The sequence below is a fragment of the Acinetobacter nosocomialis genome (genome assembly GCF_041021905.1).
Classification (GTDB): Bacteria; Pseudomonadota; Gammaproteobacteria; order Pseudomonadales; family Moraxellaceae; genus Acinetobacter; species Acinetobacter nosocomialis.
Window position 1 is genome coordinate 2,355,421 of sequence record NZ_CP157432.1, and the last position, 16,579, is coordinate 2,371,999.

The window sequence follows — 16,579 nt, forward strand, 5'->3', positions numbered from 1 at the left end:
ATTACCCCCATACACTAAAGATATTGCCAAAAGACTTTTTCGGCTTTTTAGCTTTTTCTTTTACACTTGGCTGATCCATGGATTGCAGAATTTGTTCAGCATGTTGTTGAACTGAATCAAAGCTCTTCACAGGATTTACCAAACCTGTATAGAGTTCTTTTTTGCGTTCTTCCCTAAGTTGTTGCAGGCGTTTCTGTTTATCAACTTTTTCTGATAGTTCACCTACTAACCCTTGAGCATTTCCTAACTCATTTAAAAGATGAAGTTGGCTATTGATATTGTCGTAGGTCTGTAAGATTTGATCTTCAAGTAATTGAGCAATAACAATTTCAGATGGTGATAACTGTGAAATGTCAGTTGCACTATCAAAGCAAGAAACAACACCTTCAGGTTCTTCTGGAACAAATAAACCATCAAATAACTGACCGTCACCTACATTACTTGCATAGTTAGGTTGTGACACATAGTCAAAACCAAAAAAGCCAGTTGGTATAAGACGACCACCCATTCTCTTATAGTTAACTGCTGTGCTGAATCCACCTGCTTGTGCGGCATACTGTCTTAATGCAAGTTCACCAGGTTCATTGTCAAAAAATTCTTCTTGATGCTCTACAGTCCCATCTTGTGAAGCACGTAAATGAATTGTTTTAAGCGCAGGGGCTAGATATACCAATTTACCTTTAATAGGAACAGTTTCAGGCGGTACCATACCGTAACGCTGTCGAATTTGATGACCGTAAAAACCTTGTAATGAATTAGTAGCAACCATTTCTTGAACATGGTCACTGTTGATCAAGTTGACCATTGCATCAACATCGACATTACTTCGATCAACACCGGTATATTTACGGCATCGGTCATGTAAGTTGTAAGATAGAACTTTTGTCTTTCTATTTTTGCTAGCCATAAAAAAGCCCCAATGCTGTGATTGAGGCTATTGTTTCAGTTGTTCTATAGTTGAAATTTAATCAGTTCCAAATCAAATCTTTTGATCACATTCAATCAATTCCAATAGCTTGTCATGCTGTTTATCTTCAATGGTTGCATCAAAGATGAATCCACTTTTTAGTGAGATAAAAACATCATAAAAGCTCTCGCTAACCATGCCGCCTCGATGTTCACTTTGGGAGACTTGCAAACAATCCATTTGAGATAAGTCAATTAATTGAGAACAACCACGCTTTCGACAAAAAATACTTAATCGCATACTTCACCCAATTACTTTAGAAGTGTACCTTCAACACCACGAGCACGGCGCTCTGCTGTACGCTTATTAAATTCTTCTAGCGCACTTTCCATATAAATAATGGCTTGTTTATTGAATTCGCTTGGGAATTTTTCATCTAAAGTTTTAGTACGGTGAATAAGCACTTTTAACAATGCTTCACTAGTAACTCCATTCACCCCATGTTCAGGAATTGGGCCATCCTGAAAATGAATACTGATTTCAAATTCTTTTGCATTTTGGTTTTCAGGATTTGCTGAAATCTTATAGTAATGGCCCTGAGCATATTCCGTGATGCCTTCAACCACTTCCCCTTTAATAACTTTATCAATTTCTTGTGGTTCTAATTCATGGCTTGCATATCCTAAGAAATGATCAATTAATAAGTTTTCTCCCTGACCATTGATAGGTTCTGCGATTCCTACTAAAACATTGTCTTGAGCTTGTTGCATATAAAAAAGTCCTGAACTAATGAACAGGACTATGAAATCATTTTGTATTTGAGCGCTAACTCAACAGTTCCAATTGAATTAAAGGAAGTTATAGACTGCATAAGGCTTAGCTGCTAATGCCGCTGCAAAGCTTGTGTCGCCTAAATCTCTATCAAATGCCATTGAGTGAACTTTAACGACAATATTGGCTGGTACTAAACGCCGTAATATCGGTGACAGCTCTACCACTTCATTTGCATCAACAGTTTTATCTAAAACAATTCTAATCCGACTTGTTAAGAAGTAATTTGGCTTTTCAAAATCAGACAAATAGGCTGGATATTCTTTTAGCTTTTCCAAGCTGTGCCATAGCCGGATAATCTGAAAATGATCTTTACCCCACAACATTCGTAAAACAAACTCTAAAAACGCTAATCCTCTTTTATTACCCATGCTGCTCCAATTGGCATAGATAATTCGCATTAACGTGTCAGAGGTGTTATTTCGGCGTAATACAACAAGTCCGTTTTGTTTAGAGAACCGTTCTACAACTGTTTTACTACCGATATGAGGACAACCGTAATCCAATAAATCTTGAATGGACTGCTCAAAGTTTTGTGCAAATACTTGTTTAAATGCTTTAGCAAGTGCGGTTTGCAAGCCCGTACTCACATAGTGTTCATCGATAGGCCGAGTAAAGCTTATAGGGTCCATGTAGCCCCCGAAATATCAGCGGTGCGTTCCAACTCAACAGTAATGCTGTCTTTTGTCACATACACCCACTCATTAGGCTTATTCAACTCATTTGAAAGCATAATGGTAAAGTCACTCATCCGGTCTTGGAAAGCCACAATATTGTCATTAATCAGCTTCCCCATTTCTTGCGTATTAAAGCCATTAACCAGCCAACGACTTGAGCTCAATGATTCACGCCCGTATCGTTCTACAAGTAATTCTTTGATCTGTGTCTTAACCATATCTGTGTTATGTACAGAAGCCAAAGAGCCTTTAATTTTTACTTCAATTGGCTTTTCTACAGCTTCATGTACATTCACTTTACCTTCATACAAGTTATCGCAATAACCAATATACTGACAGATATCTTGTTCTAACGTTGCTTGTTCAGCTGGGTTCTTGGCAACCACCACAAGGTTTAAATGATTAATGTCGCGGTATGTAATGGCAAAGTGTTGCTCTTGCAAAGTTTCATTCCAAACAGAAATAAACTGTGCCCGTTTCATGAATTTTTTACGGACCGCATAGTCAAAGTTACCCAGAAATACAGCATCTTCATCGTAAAGCGATGGATAGCTTGATAATAAACGTAATTCAGATATAGCTAACGGATCTACGCCCTCTCTAATCACTCCACCAGCTTTAAAACGCACTGATATGCGTTGTTCATCATTAGAAAGTACATCAAGTAAAGCCGCATCTTTTAAACGATTAACATCAACTTCCCCGTATGTCTCAAGAATTCCAATTATTACCGTTTCATTGGCTTGCAGAGTACGACCAGCTCTCTCAGAATCGCCAAACTCAATAAACAATCTTCTTAGATTATCTGTAGTAACAGTTACAGCATATTCACCTGGTTCAACATTCATCCAGCGCGGCTTAATTACATAGTTATTATTGCCCTGCTTAATCGAAATATTTGCAAGTGAAAGGTCCTCTAAAAGGTCTATTCGATATTTATGGAACCCTTCAGTAACTGGTACAACATATTTAATTTCACGGTATTCACTTTGTTCTGCTATTACTTCCGCCGTCTCACCAGCTTTAACAGTAATTGATTGAAGCAACCGCCATACTCTACCGCCGCTATGGTCCTCAATCATTCGCCCTTGACTTAAGCTCACAGCATTTGTTGACCGGTTGATAATTTCTATTAAGTGCTGACACGGTGTACCTATAGGCAAAATGCCTTTATTTGTAGCATCCGCAATAATTGAGCGGTCACGTGTTTTGGTAAATGGTTCAATTGAAGCAATATCGATTTCTGGACCAAATGCAGTCAAAAAACTAGCCATAGAACGCAGCTGGTGAACGACAAGTGGATCTTGAGCTTTATAGCGTTCCTGAATCTCATAATCATCTATCGCTGCTTGGAGCTGGGCTTCAAAATCAGCTTGCGTTAATGTCATATGTCTCACCTGTTACTGATTTACCCAATCGGTCTGCTACTTGGTTAAGATCTATATTCACATTCATGATGCTTAAATGAATATGAACCGTCTCAAATCCTTCGGTTTGTGAATACAGGGCTAATTGGTCAGAGTTAAGCTCAGATAATATTGGTAGATCCTTTTTCATCTTAATAAGAAAACTATCTGCCACCCTCGAGTCTAAAGGTGCCATTAGCAAATCATAAAGAGGTGCACCAAAGTCAGAACCATACTTCCCATTAACCGGATGATTAAGCCAGTACTCAACCATGTCTAAAATTGTTTTAGATGTGATCATTAGGAAGTTGCTCTATTACTGAAAATCATCAAAAGCTTTACTAGTATTGCGGTGCCAATCTGATAAGTTGAAAAAATGGTGAAATAGATTATGAATATCCATAATGAAACGCTTAATGCATCAAAATATGAAGCAACGTTATAGATTCTCCAATCAACAAGAATAATAGTGATCAATACACATGCCATACTTATGAAATACATATATCTGATTTCTTTAAATAAGAGGCTTATAGGCACATGACGGAATTGTTTAATATACGCAGCTTTATTCTTGCTATTCCATCCAGTAACAACGGAAAGATAAGCTAAAAATGCAAGAATTAAGACAATATCAATACCGATTTGAATTTGCATAAAAAACACCCTTAATAAGAACTGTATTAAGGGTATTGCTTTTGTATTTATGTAAGCGTGAATGGTTCCAGATTTGAAAATAGGAAAAGCATGGATTATTATATATACAAAGCCCGCTCCACTTATGACACGAGAACGTATAGGGTCATAAGTGTAGGTTAGAAGATGTCGCAACCCATCTCTAACTACCGGGCTTTTTTAATGCACTTCAAAAGCTGTAAGCAGCCATGCATTACTACCTTCTCGCTTAATCAATGACGCTTCATGCGAATTAAATACAATATTTATTCTTGTAGATAATCCACGTTCTGTACGCCGTTGTGTACTACCTTGAGCGATTGTTTGCACAATAGTATCCACAAGCATATGCACAACTTCATCATATGTCATGCCATCACTTTCCATACGGCGCTTGATAATATGCTTAATACCCTGTTTTTCACTGCCATACTCAAAATCTACCCAGCCTAGATCATTACGATACATTGCTCTATGCACTGTGGTTTTTTCCATAATGGCTTTGTTCATTGCAGCTTTACCACGCGTGATATTTGCTGTAACTGATTTGATTGGACTCGCACTATCAAATTCAGGCTTTCCCAGTTCGGATTGACCAGCCTCCGAACTTATACCCAGTTGTTGCTTAGCTTGTTCAATTTGTTCCTTCAGTTGGTCACGCTGAGCGGTTTGTTTTGCTAAATCTTCATCTAGCTTTTGTTCTTGTTCTTGTACTTCTTTAATTTTCTGATCTACAGAAGTACGGCGCGGCGGCAAACTGACTTTCTCCCGTTTATTTTGTTCTTGAATCTTTGATTGTGCTTCACGGATAAGTTTAGCGACGCAACTCACGGCGTTTTCAAATGTTGGCTTATAGTCATCACTAAAATCACCAGATAACACAATAACTTTGTCATTAAGCTCTGCCTTCACCACATCTGCTAAAGCACGAACATAAAGTGTGAGCGTAGCGCCACCTGAAAAGAAAAATGCAACTGGTAAAACGCTAACACCAGCAATACGCTTAATTTTGCGAAATTCTGGTGTGACAATAGTTTGGCCTGTTGCCTTTTCTAATGCTGATTGGATCTTTTTAATATATGGAGTAGTAGCTGTTACAGCTGCAAGATTAAGACTGCCCATGAAAAATAACCTCATATCAATGAGGTTATCTTCTAAGTAAATTTATTCTGAGAATTAAGTAAGTTCCATTAATTTTCATAACCTTTAAAAGTAAAAACCTGCATATGCAGGTTTTTACTAAAAATTAATTTGTAGTTAATTTATTTCGGACGTTCGTTAAACTGTGTTGAAACATTTGTAAACCTAATTCTGTAGAAATTTTGACTGGTTCACCATGATGATATGTTTCAGTATTAGCGTGATAAGTATTGCCATTTCCAACAAGTTGATTTGTTTCAGCAATCTCTGTTTGCAACATTTGTATTTGATTATTAAGAGTTGTAGACATGATAGGCGCTTCCAAATTATGAACTTCTTCTCGTTTAATACTGCAATATTTAACTTCCCCTGCAGTATATTGATCATATTTAATAGCTTCTAGAACAACAGCTATGGCATTAGGGCAATCTTGAATAATATGTTGAGTATGTAAACTCCCAGAACCGATTACAGTAGGAACATTAGTAATGTTTTCTATTGTAAACTCTGCATGGTTTACCATTTTTGAAACTTTAAGGCAAGAACCACTTAAGTAGATCAATGCAATAAAATCGCTGCTAGTTTTTTCTAGTATAGATCTCGGAAGCTCAAATTGTGTTTTATTTTGTAAGATAAAATCAATAAGAGCCTCACTAAAATCTCTCATACAAAATAAACATCCAGCCATACCAAATACAATATCGCCCAAACGTTTCACTTTCCTAAAAGGAATATTTAGAGTAACTTCTGTACGATTCACTGTAAAGGCTATGTCGGAAGCCATGAAATGAGTATCATAAGCTGTTGTTGTCATTAACATAATCCTTAAAACGCGCGCGAATTATGCATATATGAATATTAATTTTCAAGAAATATATGACCAATTACATTGGAAATATCAATAAAATTAATGTTTTTATTTTTTCCGGGTAATAAAAAAGCCAGCTGTTTTAGCTGGCTTTCTTTTTTTCATTTCAGTTATATCTATCTTTTATACAAGGCAGCCAATTCAAATCCGATCCTGCAGCATTTTGATTTTCCGAACCCCAACACCATCCGCCGTTTTTAATATCAACATATAACGTATCTCTTGCTTCACAACTTTCAATTGTTTTGGGTTCATCACCTGAACCGCCACGGCATGCATCATTGAGCTTTTCATATTGGAGAATTTTGTCTTGAATCATATTAGGAATTTCAGAAGATTGTTTTTTTAAATAATCGTTAATACCTTGTATTGATAGTTCACCAGCTTGATAGAAATGAACATATATAATTGGTAACTCTTCAATTTGATTAGTTATAGGGTTTGTATAAGTAAATACATCTGACGGCGCTACAGTGCCCTTAAATGCAATTATGTCGCCTTCTATAACCCTTGCTTGTAACTTTGGATCAAAAATTAAAACAACTAAATTACCTTCGAAATTAGCTTTATTAGCCAGTACCCCATATAAACCAGCTTTTTGATTTATTAGTGGTCGTGAAGATGCTAAAGCTAAAGTGTGATTATCAACCTTCTGAATTGAGTCAATGCTTGCCGCACCAATTAGCTTTGTACCTACAGCATAATCATGAAATCTAATTCCTCTATAGGTTTTGTCATCATTTATTAAAATACTTTGATTCAAAAAATCAGATTCATTTAAAGATGTAAAATCGTAAGTTGCTTCCGCTTTAACGGGTTCTTGCATTGCTGAGTTAGAACCTTCAGCTGGTTGCTCATTATTTTTATTACAACCAGCTAATGCAAGCATAGTAATTAATACCGTTAAATTTAAAGCTCTAAGAGTCATTAATAAACTAACCTTCTAAGTTTCCCATTCCTATCCCACCAGTTAAAGCATGTGCTAGGAATCTATCATTTACATTTTGACCGATATTACCATTATTACCATTAACAACAACGACTTCCTGAGGATTTGGAGTATTAAGTGGCTGTTTAAAAGCTGGTACTTTTGTTAAAGGAGTACTTTTTAGACTAGTACCACTTGAGCTAAGATCCCTTTTTGGAGTTGGTATATGTGGAGTTTGAGAACTTAAAACGCCTGAGAGTTTTCTACTTGTTTGGTTATAGATATTCCCTTGCTTTGGCTCAATGCCAGAAGCACTCTTCACTGTTTTAGCTTCTACATCTTTTAATGTTTTAGAGTTATCTTGCTTATCTGTAAGTAGAGATCTTTTGCCTGCATCAACATGGATATTTTGCGCCATTGCTGAACGTTTCATAGCTTCAGCTTCAACTGCTGCAGGTCTTTCATAATATCGGGAGACAATTGCACCAGCTTGATTAGCGGATTTAGATTGTCTCAACTTTTTACCTGCAGATGATTCATTGTTATTTAATTCCCAGTTCACAAAAGCTAATTGTTCTTGATATGAGGATTGACGAATATCTTTACCAAACTTCTGTTTAAATTTTGCTTGTCTATCAGGATGCCATTGACCAATTCCAAAAGCTTTACCACTATCACCTATAGCCGTATGTTTAAAGCCACTTTCAGCTTCTAGGTTCGCCACAATTCCAGCGGCTTGTTCAGGTGACCAATTCCCGCCTTCCTTACTAGTAAAAAACTTTAATGCCTCATCCCTAGCAGCGGATTGATTGACTGGTTGTGCAACAGTAGCTCCATATTGCGCTACATTAGCATTTGCACCAAAACCCGGTTTATAAACACCTTGCCCGATTCCCCATGTTGGAACACCATCATGAAATGGATTAAATCGGTTGAATTTATCTTTAATGAAATCTAATGTATCACCTGCCGTTTCTTTTACCCCGTCTACAACTTTTGAGGCAGTACCTTTCGCCTGTTCAAAAGCATTAGACGCATAACTTACAAATCCTTTCCAAGCAGTATTAATAATACCTGGTACATCTGCAGCAATTAAAGAATCTGTCCACTCTTTGAAATACGGCGCAACTACGGTTCCAAGTTTATTCCCAATCCAAGAACCAGCCATGCCCCCAATTAAGGTACCAGCTGGACCAATTAAAGAACCGACAGTACCACCAATCACGCCCCCAGCAAGACTACCAACCGTACCGCCCTTTTCTTGTGTGCTTTGTTCATTCCAATCTAATAATGATGCACCAGCAGCCAATGCACCTATTACGGGTAGACCACGGCCAAACTTAAGAAGTTTACCTAAGCCCTTTCCTAATTTCCCTACACCTTTCTTTCCTTTGCCTAGAGCACCACCTAGAAGCCCACCACCAGCAGATAACACGGAAGTAAGCAATTTCCCTAGAGAACCTAACAAACCACCCTTAGACGCCAAATTATCGGCAATACGCTGCAATAACTTTATTTGTTTGCGGTTATGGTTCTCTTGTTCACGAGGTAATGGCTCATTTCGCTTTTTACTACGCATCAATCCTGTTAATGGGCGCAATGCTAAACCAGCAGCACGGCGTACAGGCGAAAGTAAGTGACCAACTTCATTGATTGCATCAACTGTAGGATCTACACCTTGCGGTGAGTTCGGCATTACACCCTTTACCGCCGTGGTAATTGTTTGGGCAACTTTGCTAATAGCGGATTGGTTTTTAACATCATCTTGATTAGAAACAAAACGCCCTTTCTCATCACGTTCTGGTGTAGATGAGCTTACGACCTTATTCAAATCTTCATGGCTATTAATTTCTATAGCTGACTTTCGTGCCTTAGGTCGGTTGATTTGTTCTTTATTTACTGTATTAAGATCATTAACTGATTGCTCTAAAACATCAGCAAAGTCTTTGACCAGCTTGTCTGCTACAACAAAAGATTGAGTGATTGGATTAGCTTTTTCTTTTAATAAATCTTCGAAGTCTAAAGCTGGTCTATTATTGACAGCATTAAGCATCTTTTGAAATTCAGTAAGTTTTGGCTGAGGCTTAGCAAACTGTGCTTTTTGCTCTTCAAAGCTTTGCGTAAGAATATCTATGATCTTCTCAATATTTGAATCAATCGTACTTACTTTTTTTTCAACTCGTTTCATACCAATAATGAAACCAAGTTCATCATAAGATAAAACTGGATTATTGTGATTTGAATCTGTCATAACAAAAATGCCCCATACTGATATAGGGCATTTTGAATCATAATTATTTTTGAATTTTTAAGTGTTCCAACCAAAAATTTAATTAAAACTTAATCTTTAGAAAATAATTATTATGATCCAAAACATCTAATTCAATTTGGTATCCTAGATCGATTAGGGACTGTTGTAACTCATTGACTACTGCCATTGTAGCTCTTGATTTTGATAAGGTGAAAGTCATTTCTTTCTGTCCTTTTGCGGCAAGAGAAGTAATAAATACACCTACTTCTTGTTTCAATTCCTCAAGTGTAGATGGCTGTGCAGATTCTGAGATTTTAGCTGCTTCTGCTGCTGAAATAAGGGTCATAACTTAATACTCTATTTAATTAATGATTTTAAGCACTTTGTAAAATATAAATGCCACATGCATTATAATTAATAGAAAGATAATAATTTCAATGGTGTAAAGTTTTATATAAAATCTATTCATTTTTATCATCTGGCTCTACTTCACCTGCTTCAATTAGCGCTAACTTACGCATAAACGCCTCTTCTTTTTTCTTCTTCATATTAGCTTTAGCGATTGCCATTCTTTCTTCAGCACCCGAAATAACAGAACTACGCCGTGCTTGAACTTCCGACTGGTCTTTAAGATCATCTACATCTAAGCCCCAGAACATTGCTTCTGTCTTGGCAATGTTAGAAATGCTGATACTTTGCTTAACGTTTAAATCTACAACTTGACATATAAGTCCCATCTTGAACTTGACTAATGCTAATTGTTCCTCAGTTGGATTATTTAAATTCAGTACTTCATCTCTAATATGAATAACACTATCGATAGTGTCTGTAATTAACTCTCCAAGCTTATGAGCTCTTATACGGTTGTTTTTGACAACCAAAGCTGACTTTAGATAGTTCTCGTTGACTGTAGAACGGCCACCGTTGTTATGACCACTATTTTTTGAGTTTTGACTATTAAATTCAGCAATATTTGACGTTTTTTTGACAGAATTTTGACTATTACTTTTTTCAGTTTTTTCAGTATCTTGTGTATCTTCTTGACCATTGTTTTTTTTGGTCAATTTTTTAATCTCTTTATTAAGCTCCTGAGCTGTCTTTTTGACTAGAGATTTAGCTTTCTTTTTCCATTTCTCCGCAAGTGCTTTACGGCGTACAACGGATGGCGAAGGCATCTCACAACCGAGTTCTTCGCCAACCTGATCAACTAAACCTTGCCACGTAATCTTAGGAGAAGATTCATAGACTTCTTTTAGCCGGTTCCAAATTTCTTCCGAGTATTCAATCTTGCGAGCCATTAAAGTCTATCCCTTATTCAGTAAATAGACCTATTTGTTTTACTTCAGCTATAGCTTGTTGCTGTAAAGAAGCCTTGCTAAAACGTTTTTTATTTTGGATCAGATCAATTAGAGCTTTTTGCTGTAAATCGTTCTCTTCGCGTTGGAATACATCATCGATAGCCATTTCTAAGTTACGGATTTGTTTCGCACGATTTTGTTCACACTCACGCACTATACGCATGAGGGTGTGAAGTTCAGGTAAAACCTTTTCTTGGATAGACTGTTCTTGAGATAAACATGCTTGAATAAGCCCCTTTGAGGCTTCAAGTAACTCAACCGTTAAGGCTTTAGGGAAAGAAGTAATATGCTGTGCCGCAGCCATACTCAATTGAAATGCCATAGCTTGAGTATATTCACTCATCATTTCACCAAGACTGTTAAACAGAATACCTGCTACAGAAGCTGTTTTATCTAGTTCCGGTTCAATCGTAAAACCAAGAATCCAGTCAGCTGAAACACCATATTTTTGACATAGCAAAGAAAGTAATTCTGCATCTGGCATTAACTTACCATTTTCGATTTCACTCATTCGATTTTTATGCGGTGTACCGAATATTTCTAATGCTACGTCTTCTTGACGTAATTGAGCCATGTCACGCGCCATTGCAAGTTTTCTTCCGATAAGTACTCGACGTTGCAAATCGCTCTTTTTCGCCATTTAAATGCTTCTCCCAGCTAACCAATCAAAATCTACAGTTTTTGACAACCAATCAGTTTCATCAGTAAAAACGCACGAAAGCCAGACACAACCCTCTTCACATGGTTCTGCCAGCTTAATTTGTTCACTTATGAAAATATTGTCGTCTTTGAATAACAAGCCATCACCTTTGACACTATCAATTAGTAGTTTTGGATAGTTATCAATATCAAATCGTGGATAAGTTTTAGCGCTGTAAGAACGAGTTTTAAGTGGTGGCTGAACAATTAACCGTATTTCACAAAGTTGATCGATAGCTTTTAACTTAAGTGCTCTAAACATAGGTCCATATTGTTTTTGAACCTTGTCCTTATACTTTTTAGCACCTACTGAAAGACTATTTCTTTGCTTTCCGTTCTGATCAATTGTAGCCCGCCAAATCTCGTTAGCGCTTAATCCATAAGGCAATTTGATTGTGATGTATTGCTTACCAAAAATGATAACACCACCTGTACTTCCCCTATACACACTATTTTCACCATCATTTTCTTTTTCTACATGGCACGGGAAAAACACATGTTTATTTGAGCTAGCTTTATGCTTTTTAACTTTGTTATTACCTGATGAAACACTGAAATCCTTAAAGAATTCCTGTCTTTTATTATTGGAGAAAAACTCGCTCCACTGACGGCGGTTACTTTTTTTAATCATAACGACCTCAAATCAAGCAAGTAAGATTTACATAAACTTGAAGCTCTTCTTGCATGACATAATCCTTAAAAACACTTAGTTCCAGAATTATTAACCGTTAGATTTATTTAGAAGTACCCTTGTTCCAATTCATTATTTTTGTTTGTAAAAAAATGCTCTCTTTTATATATGCAAAATATATTGATCCTCAAAAAAACATCGAGCTGGTCCTACTTACCAATGTGTCAGCACTTTTAGGATAGGGGCCCCTATCATTTCCTTCTTTTTAGTAATTTAATATCCAAACCCTTTTTACGTAGGATTTGCATCACACACCAAAATTTTAAAGGCCACATCTAGTTTCCCTTTATTATAAAATTATTACCTAGGGGTTGTTTAGAAATCTAAAACTTTTATAACTCTTACTCAGAAATTCTCTTTTTCATCAACCATAAATTACATAAAATATTATATTTATCCACAACTTAAATAAGCTTGATTCTTTAATTGATAAACTCACTAGAATAATATTTCTTAAAATAATAGGAGTATATTGACAGAAAAAAGCTAAAATATTACTCTCTAAAAGTTTTCTTCATAAAAAAGCATCAAAAAATGAAAACTATCATCGTAGCTTTTGTACTCTCAGCAATTTTGATCATTCTATCATTTTTATTTTACATGATTATAAAAACCCATTATAAGAAATAACAAAGAATTAAAAAAGCTCATTTCCGAACCAGAAATGAGCTTATGAAATCCACATAAACCTGAAATACTAAGTATGGCTACTTAGCAATATTAAATTAAATGAATTTCTTTGAAGAATCAATATTTTTTTTAAAAAAGTATCTAAAAAAATTTAAAATTATTACAAATATTATAATTATAGCTTTTAGCAAAGTTAATTTCTTTGCTGCTACAAAAAAGTAAAAGTTCAAAAAGAATAAAACTTCTAAAATTAGTTAACGGGACTAAGAAAACTATTTTTTAAAAGTTGCTTTATAATGTTTGGAATTAAAATAATTTACAATCTCTTCCCCATTATTTTGATTTTTTTCTAAATTTAAGGTTAAAAAATCTAATTCCGATTCCAAATTTATAAACTCGGGAATATATTCTTTGATAGGAGGGGGTGGCTTAGGGCCCCCTTCAGTAATTTTTTGAATAAACCCAGCTAACCATAAAATGTATTCTTCTCTTAAATTATAAGAAGGAATCAAACTTACATCAATCTTTACCTTACAATCATTTTTACTTTTACTCAGTACTTCATTGAAATCAATAAAATTATATTTCAGCTTATATTCTGTACCCTTAATTTCTTTTCGAATCACCTTCATAAGAATATACATATTTTCTAAAACATCTTTAGAAAATAGTTTTTCATTTTTCATTTTTTTGTAAATAGTCTCAGCAAGAAAAAGATATTGTGGCATGTTACAAATTCCATTTCATAATTTCCTCTTATTCTATAATATAGAATTATTAAATTAATATTACAAGAATTTACTCAAAGTTTTTTATTTTAAATTTTGAAGTAATATCAAAATATTAAGATAGTAATTCCTAATAAAAAGGTCTATTTCTTTTTTAAGAAATAGACCTAGCGAAAAAAGCGCTCAAACCTAAAAATGGCTGATTTAGTATTAGCTGCCCTTATTCAAGTTGGTACTATTAAGTAATTTAGAAAATGCTCAATTAACCTCTCTCTTTAAATTTCTCTGCTTCCATCTAGTCCCTACATCTTATGAAATGGACCCCATATTGCATTCATATTCTTTAGCTGCTTCTCTTCGTAGTTAAGCCTTTTTCTGATTAGCTTGAACTTGGGTCGGGGTTAGCTTGTTTGGATTGTATTTTTTTGAGCGTTTTTTGCTGGTTGCTTTAGATTTCATTTGCACCCACCCCCTTTAGCTCTTAACTTTTCAGCAACTAAACGATCAGCTACACGCTTAACTCGATTCCAAACAAAGTTGTGATCAATTTCAGAACGACCTTGATAAATACGTTCAAGTTGAAATGCCGTAACTGAATAATCCACTTCTAAGGCCAGTAAATCCCAATCTTCATTAAAAGCTGTAGCGTAGGGGGTCAATTGGCTTTTCTGTGCCAAAATACGCAATTGGCGAGCATCTGGACCACGTTTTACAACTGGTTTTGGCTTAGATTTGATTAAACCAGTTGAAAGCGCCCATTCGACACAAGTTTCGCAACGACAACATAAACGCTTATACATAGGTCCGGTGCCGTGAGGCATATTGAGATCACGCCCTATAGACTCAACGTGTCGAATTTTATTACCAGGATGTTTCAGCCATTTCTTAACTGCTTTTTCTAATGCTTTTCGCTCCTTAGATTTAGCTGCTACGTTTGAGTAAGCAACTAATGCGTATTCAGATTTTTTCATATCAACAAATGCGTTCACTGTGCTTTACCTCCACCTATACGAGCATCATCCCAATCACATTCCACAATATCTAAGCCATCATGTTGAAATCTTGACCAAAGCCGGTCCCCAAGATCATCGCGAACCTCAGAAAGGCTTAGGTTTGAAATCACTACTGTTGGCTTCATCTCGTCATAACGAGTAAGTAGAACCTTATGAACACTCTCAAGCAGGTGAGGACGTTTTTCAGCACGGTCATGTAAGCCATATTCGTCAATAATTAATAAATCTTTGCCCACATAACGTTTTAGTGCTTCATCTTCGCTATCACCGCTACGGCGATAGGCACCCGCAATATCTTCAGCTAAGTCTGCAGACGTAATGTAAATAGCCTCCCAGTTTTTAATGATGATATTTTTCAGAATAGATGAACCTAGATGGGTTTTACCTGTTCCAGTACGACCAACAAGGAGTAAATTTCTAAAAACACCTGCATTGAAATCCATAGTGAACTTTTCACAAGTTTTACGAGCTTTGTCTTGTCCTTTGTGAGTTACTGCATAGTTGCTAAAGCCGCTATTTACATGTCTTTTAGGGATACCAGCTCGAGCCATTTTCAAATTTAAAATACGAATATTCTTATCGCTTTCATATTTTTCATTTGACTGCTTCATGATTTTTTCAACACAAGACTGACAAACGATTCGACCATGTACATTGATCATGTATTCTTTGTGGATCTTACAGATCTGGTTTGTATGGGAAATTTTATATTCCAATTTTTGAGGCACTGCGTTCATATCAACTCACCCTTCACAGCTGTGTGAGCAACCGGTTCATATTTCTTTGGCGCTCCCCATTGATCATTTACGTTGCGTGGTAACGATTGATGGTTAGACTGTTGACCAGTAGTCATTTCGGGTTTTTCGTTTAGGTACCAAGATGCTTTGAAGGCACCCCAAGGATTTTGTCTTTTCAAACAATATTCGACGGCTTGCTGAAGTGTGATTCCTGCTTTTTGGGCTTCATTCAAAAGTGCGTCAAAAGCGTTTTCGGTGTTTTGAGCTTTCTTGGCTTTACGTACTTGTAAGAACTCAGCAGCGTCTTTCTCAGGTACACCATTTTTTTTCAAAGCACTCTTGAAACTAAATTTTGCTTGAGTCGATGAATCAACTTCGCCAACGGCGGAGTTGTTATTCCCTTCTGGATTCAGTGAATCAGGATTCAGATTAAGGGAATCAGGATTCAGATTAAAGGAATCAGGAATCAGGGCGTTTTGGTCTGAGATAGAAACAGTTTTAGAACCGTTATCTAACTGTTCTTGTGTGTTTCCACTACTGTTTGCTTGATTCGATTCGCTTTCTTGATAACTGTTTTCAACAGCAGAACCAGTATTTTGAGGGGCAAATGGACCTGTTTTATCGTAAAAATGCTTTAGATCAGCTTTATTTAGCTGAATTGCCTTTCCAACAATTGTTTTGTTTTTTGGATTACGTTGATAGACAGTGTAGATGCCATTTCTGTCAGGTAGCTCACTATCTTTCTCAAGACCATGTGGGTTTTGATGTTTAACAAAGTTAACGATATGGATAACATCAATACCATCAGCGTTATATAACTCGATAAAACCAAACTTAGAAATGTTCTCTAACTGTTCTGCAACGTTTATATCGTCTGCAGGAAATAAAGACATTTTGATTTTCTTAGGTCGATTTTCGAGTCGGCCTTCGCGATCTGCTAAAGTCCAAAGCCCTATAAATAGCAATCGTGCTTCATAAGGTAATTCAATAATGTCTTCATTCATAAAGAATGAGGGCTTAATATTTCTAGATCTTGCCAT

The 16,579-nt window shown here is 36.1% G+C and carries 19 protein-coding genes; all 19 read right to left on the reverse strand.

Annotation, left to right across the window (positions count from 1 at the left end):
• Position 1: 1 nt before the first annotated feature.
• The gene (locus ABLC00_RS10940; protein WP_000157187.1) at positions 2 to 907 is read right to left on the reverse strand and encodes a hypothetical protein; all 906 of its coding nucleotides are present in this window, start codon (positions 905 to 907) and stop codon (positions 2 to 4) included.
• A gap of 72 nt (positions 908 to 979) precedes the next feature.
• Positions 980 to 1,207, reverse strand: coding sequence for a hypothetical protein (locus ABLC00_RS10945; protein WP_001239774.1), 228 nt, complete (start codon positions 1,205 to 1,207; stop codon positions 980 to 982).
• 11 nt (positions 1,208 to 1,218) lie between these two features.
• Entirely contained in the window at positions 1,219 to 1,677 is a 459-nt protein-coding gene (locus tag ABLC00_RS10950) for a hypothetical protein (protein ID WP_032007581.1), read from the reverse strand.
• Positions 1,678 to 1,755: 78 nt separating this feature from the next.
• A complete protein-coding gene (locus ABLC00_RS10955; protein ID WP_032007579.1) occupies positions 1,756 to 2,370 on the reverse strand; it encodes a hypothetical protein in 615 nt (204 codons plus the stop codon).
• Positions 2,358 to 3,803, reverse strand: coding sequence for a hypothetical protein (locus tag ABLC00_RS10960; RefSeq protein WP_000176704.1), 1,446 nt, complete (start codon positions 3,801 to 3,803; stop codon positions 2,358 to 2,360). The genes ABLC00_RS10955 and ABLC00_RS10960 overlap by 13 nt, the downstream gene beginning before the upstream one ends.
• Entirely contained in the window at positions 3,784 to 4,122 is a 339-nt protein-coding gene (locus tag ABLC00_RS10965; RefSeq protein ID WP_000633139.1) for a hypothetical protein, read from the reverse strand. The genes ABLC00_RS10960 and ABLC00_RS10965 overlap by 20 nt, the downstream gene beginning before the upstream one ends.
• Positions 4,122 to 4,478 carry a hypothetical protein gene (locus tag ABLC00_RS10970; RefSeq protein ID WP_001166851.1) on the reverse strand — a complete coding sequence of 119 codons (357 nt, stop codon included), beginning with the start codon at positions 4,476 to 4,478 and terminating at the stop codon, positions 4,122 to 4,124. Before ABLC00_RS10970 ends, ABLC00_RS10965 begins: the two co-directional genes overlap by 1 nt.
• Before the next feature lie 198 nt (positions 4,479 to 4,676).
• On the reverse strand, positions 4,677 to 5,618 hold the full coding sequence (locus ABLC00_RS10975) for a hypothetical protein (protein WP_031957862.1): 942 nt from the start codon (positions 5,616 to 5,618) through the stop codon (positions 4,677 to 4,679).
• 124 nt (positions 5,619 to 5,742) lie between these two features.
• Complete coding sequence (locus tag ABLC00_RS10980; RefSeq protein ID WP_031952645.1) at positions 5,743 to 6,450, reverse strand: hypothetical protein; 708 nt, start codon at positions 6,448 to 6,450, stop codon at positions 5,743 to 5,745.
• Positions 6,451 to 6,610: 160 nt separating this feature from the next.
• Entirely contained in the window at positions 6,611 to 7,432 is an 822-nt protein-coding gene (locus tag ABLC00_RS10985) for a hypothetical protein (protein WP_031952647.1), read from the reverse strand.
• A 7-nt stretch (positions 7,433 to 7,439) separates the two neighbouring features.
• The gene (locus ABLC00_RS10990; protein WP_031952648.1) at positions 7,440 to 9,683 is read right to left on the reverse strand and encodes a phage tail tip lysozyme; all 2,244 of its coding nucleotides are present in this window, start codon (positions 9,681 to 9,683) and stop codon (positions 7,440 to 7,442) included.
• 82 nt (positions 9,684 to 9,765) lie between these two features.
• Positions 9,766 to 10,029: a hypothetical protein gene (locus ABLC00_RS10995; RefSeq protein ID WP_000172662.1), complete on the reverse strand. Its 264-nt coding sequence runs from the start codon at positions 10,027 to 10,029 to the stop codon at positions 9,766 to 9,768.
• A gap of 115 nt (positions 10,030 to 10,144) precedes the next feature.
• Positions 10,145 to 10,981 carry a hypothetical protein gene (locus tag ABLC00_RS11000; protein WP_006581302.1) on the reverse strand — a complete coding sequence of 279 codons (837 nt, stop codon included), beginning with the start codon at positions 10,979 to 10,981 and terminating at the stop codon, positions 10,145 to 10,147.
• Between the two features lie 13 nt (positions 10,982 to 10,994).
• On the reverse strand, positions 10,995 to 11,681 hold the full coding sequence (locus tag ABLC00_RS11005; protein WP_001085639.1) for a helix-turn-helix domain-containing protein: 687 nt from the start codon (positions 11,679 to 11,681) through the stop codon (positions 10,995 to 10,997).
• Positions 11,682 to 12,371, reverse strand: coding sequence for a RusA family crossover junction endodeoxyribonuclease (locus ABLC00_RS11010; protein WP_000592658.1), 690 nt, complete (start codon positions 12,369 to 12,371; stop codon positions 11,682 to 11,684).
• 962 nt (positions 12,372 to 13,333) lie between these two features.
• Positions 13,334 to 13,789 (reverse strand): hypothetical protein, encoded by a 456-nt coding sequence (locus ABLC00_RS11015; protein ID WP_001136753.1) that lies wholly within the window; start codon positions 13,787 to 13,789, stop codon positions 13,334 to 13,336.
• Between the two features lie 455 nt (positions 13,790 to 14,244).
• On the reverse strand, positions 14,245 to 14,778 hold the full coding sequence (locus ABLC00_RS11020) for a hypothetical protein (RefSeq protein ID WP_000991091.1): 534 nt from the start codon (positions 14,776 to 14,778) through the stop codon (positions 14,245 to 14,247).
• A complete protein-coding gene (locus ABLC00_RS11025) occupies positions 14,775 to 15,539 on the reverse strand; it encodes an ATP-binding protein (RefSeq protein WP_006581303.1) in 765 nt (254 codons plus the stop codon). The genes ABLC00_RS11020 and ABLC00_RS11025 overlap by 4 nt, the downstream gene beginning before the upstream one ends.
• Positions 15,536 to 16,579 carry a hypothetical protein gene (locus tag ABLC00_RS11030; protein WP_000124477.1) on the reverse strand — a complete coding sequence of 348 codons (1,044 nt, stop codon included), beginning with the start codon at positions 16,577 to 16,579 and terminating at the stop codon, positions 15,536 to 15,538. Before ABLC00_RS11030 ends, ABLC00_RS11025 begins: the two co-directional genes overlap by 4 nt.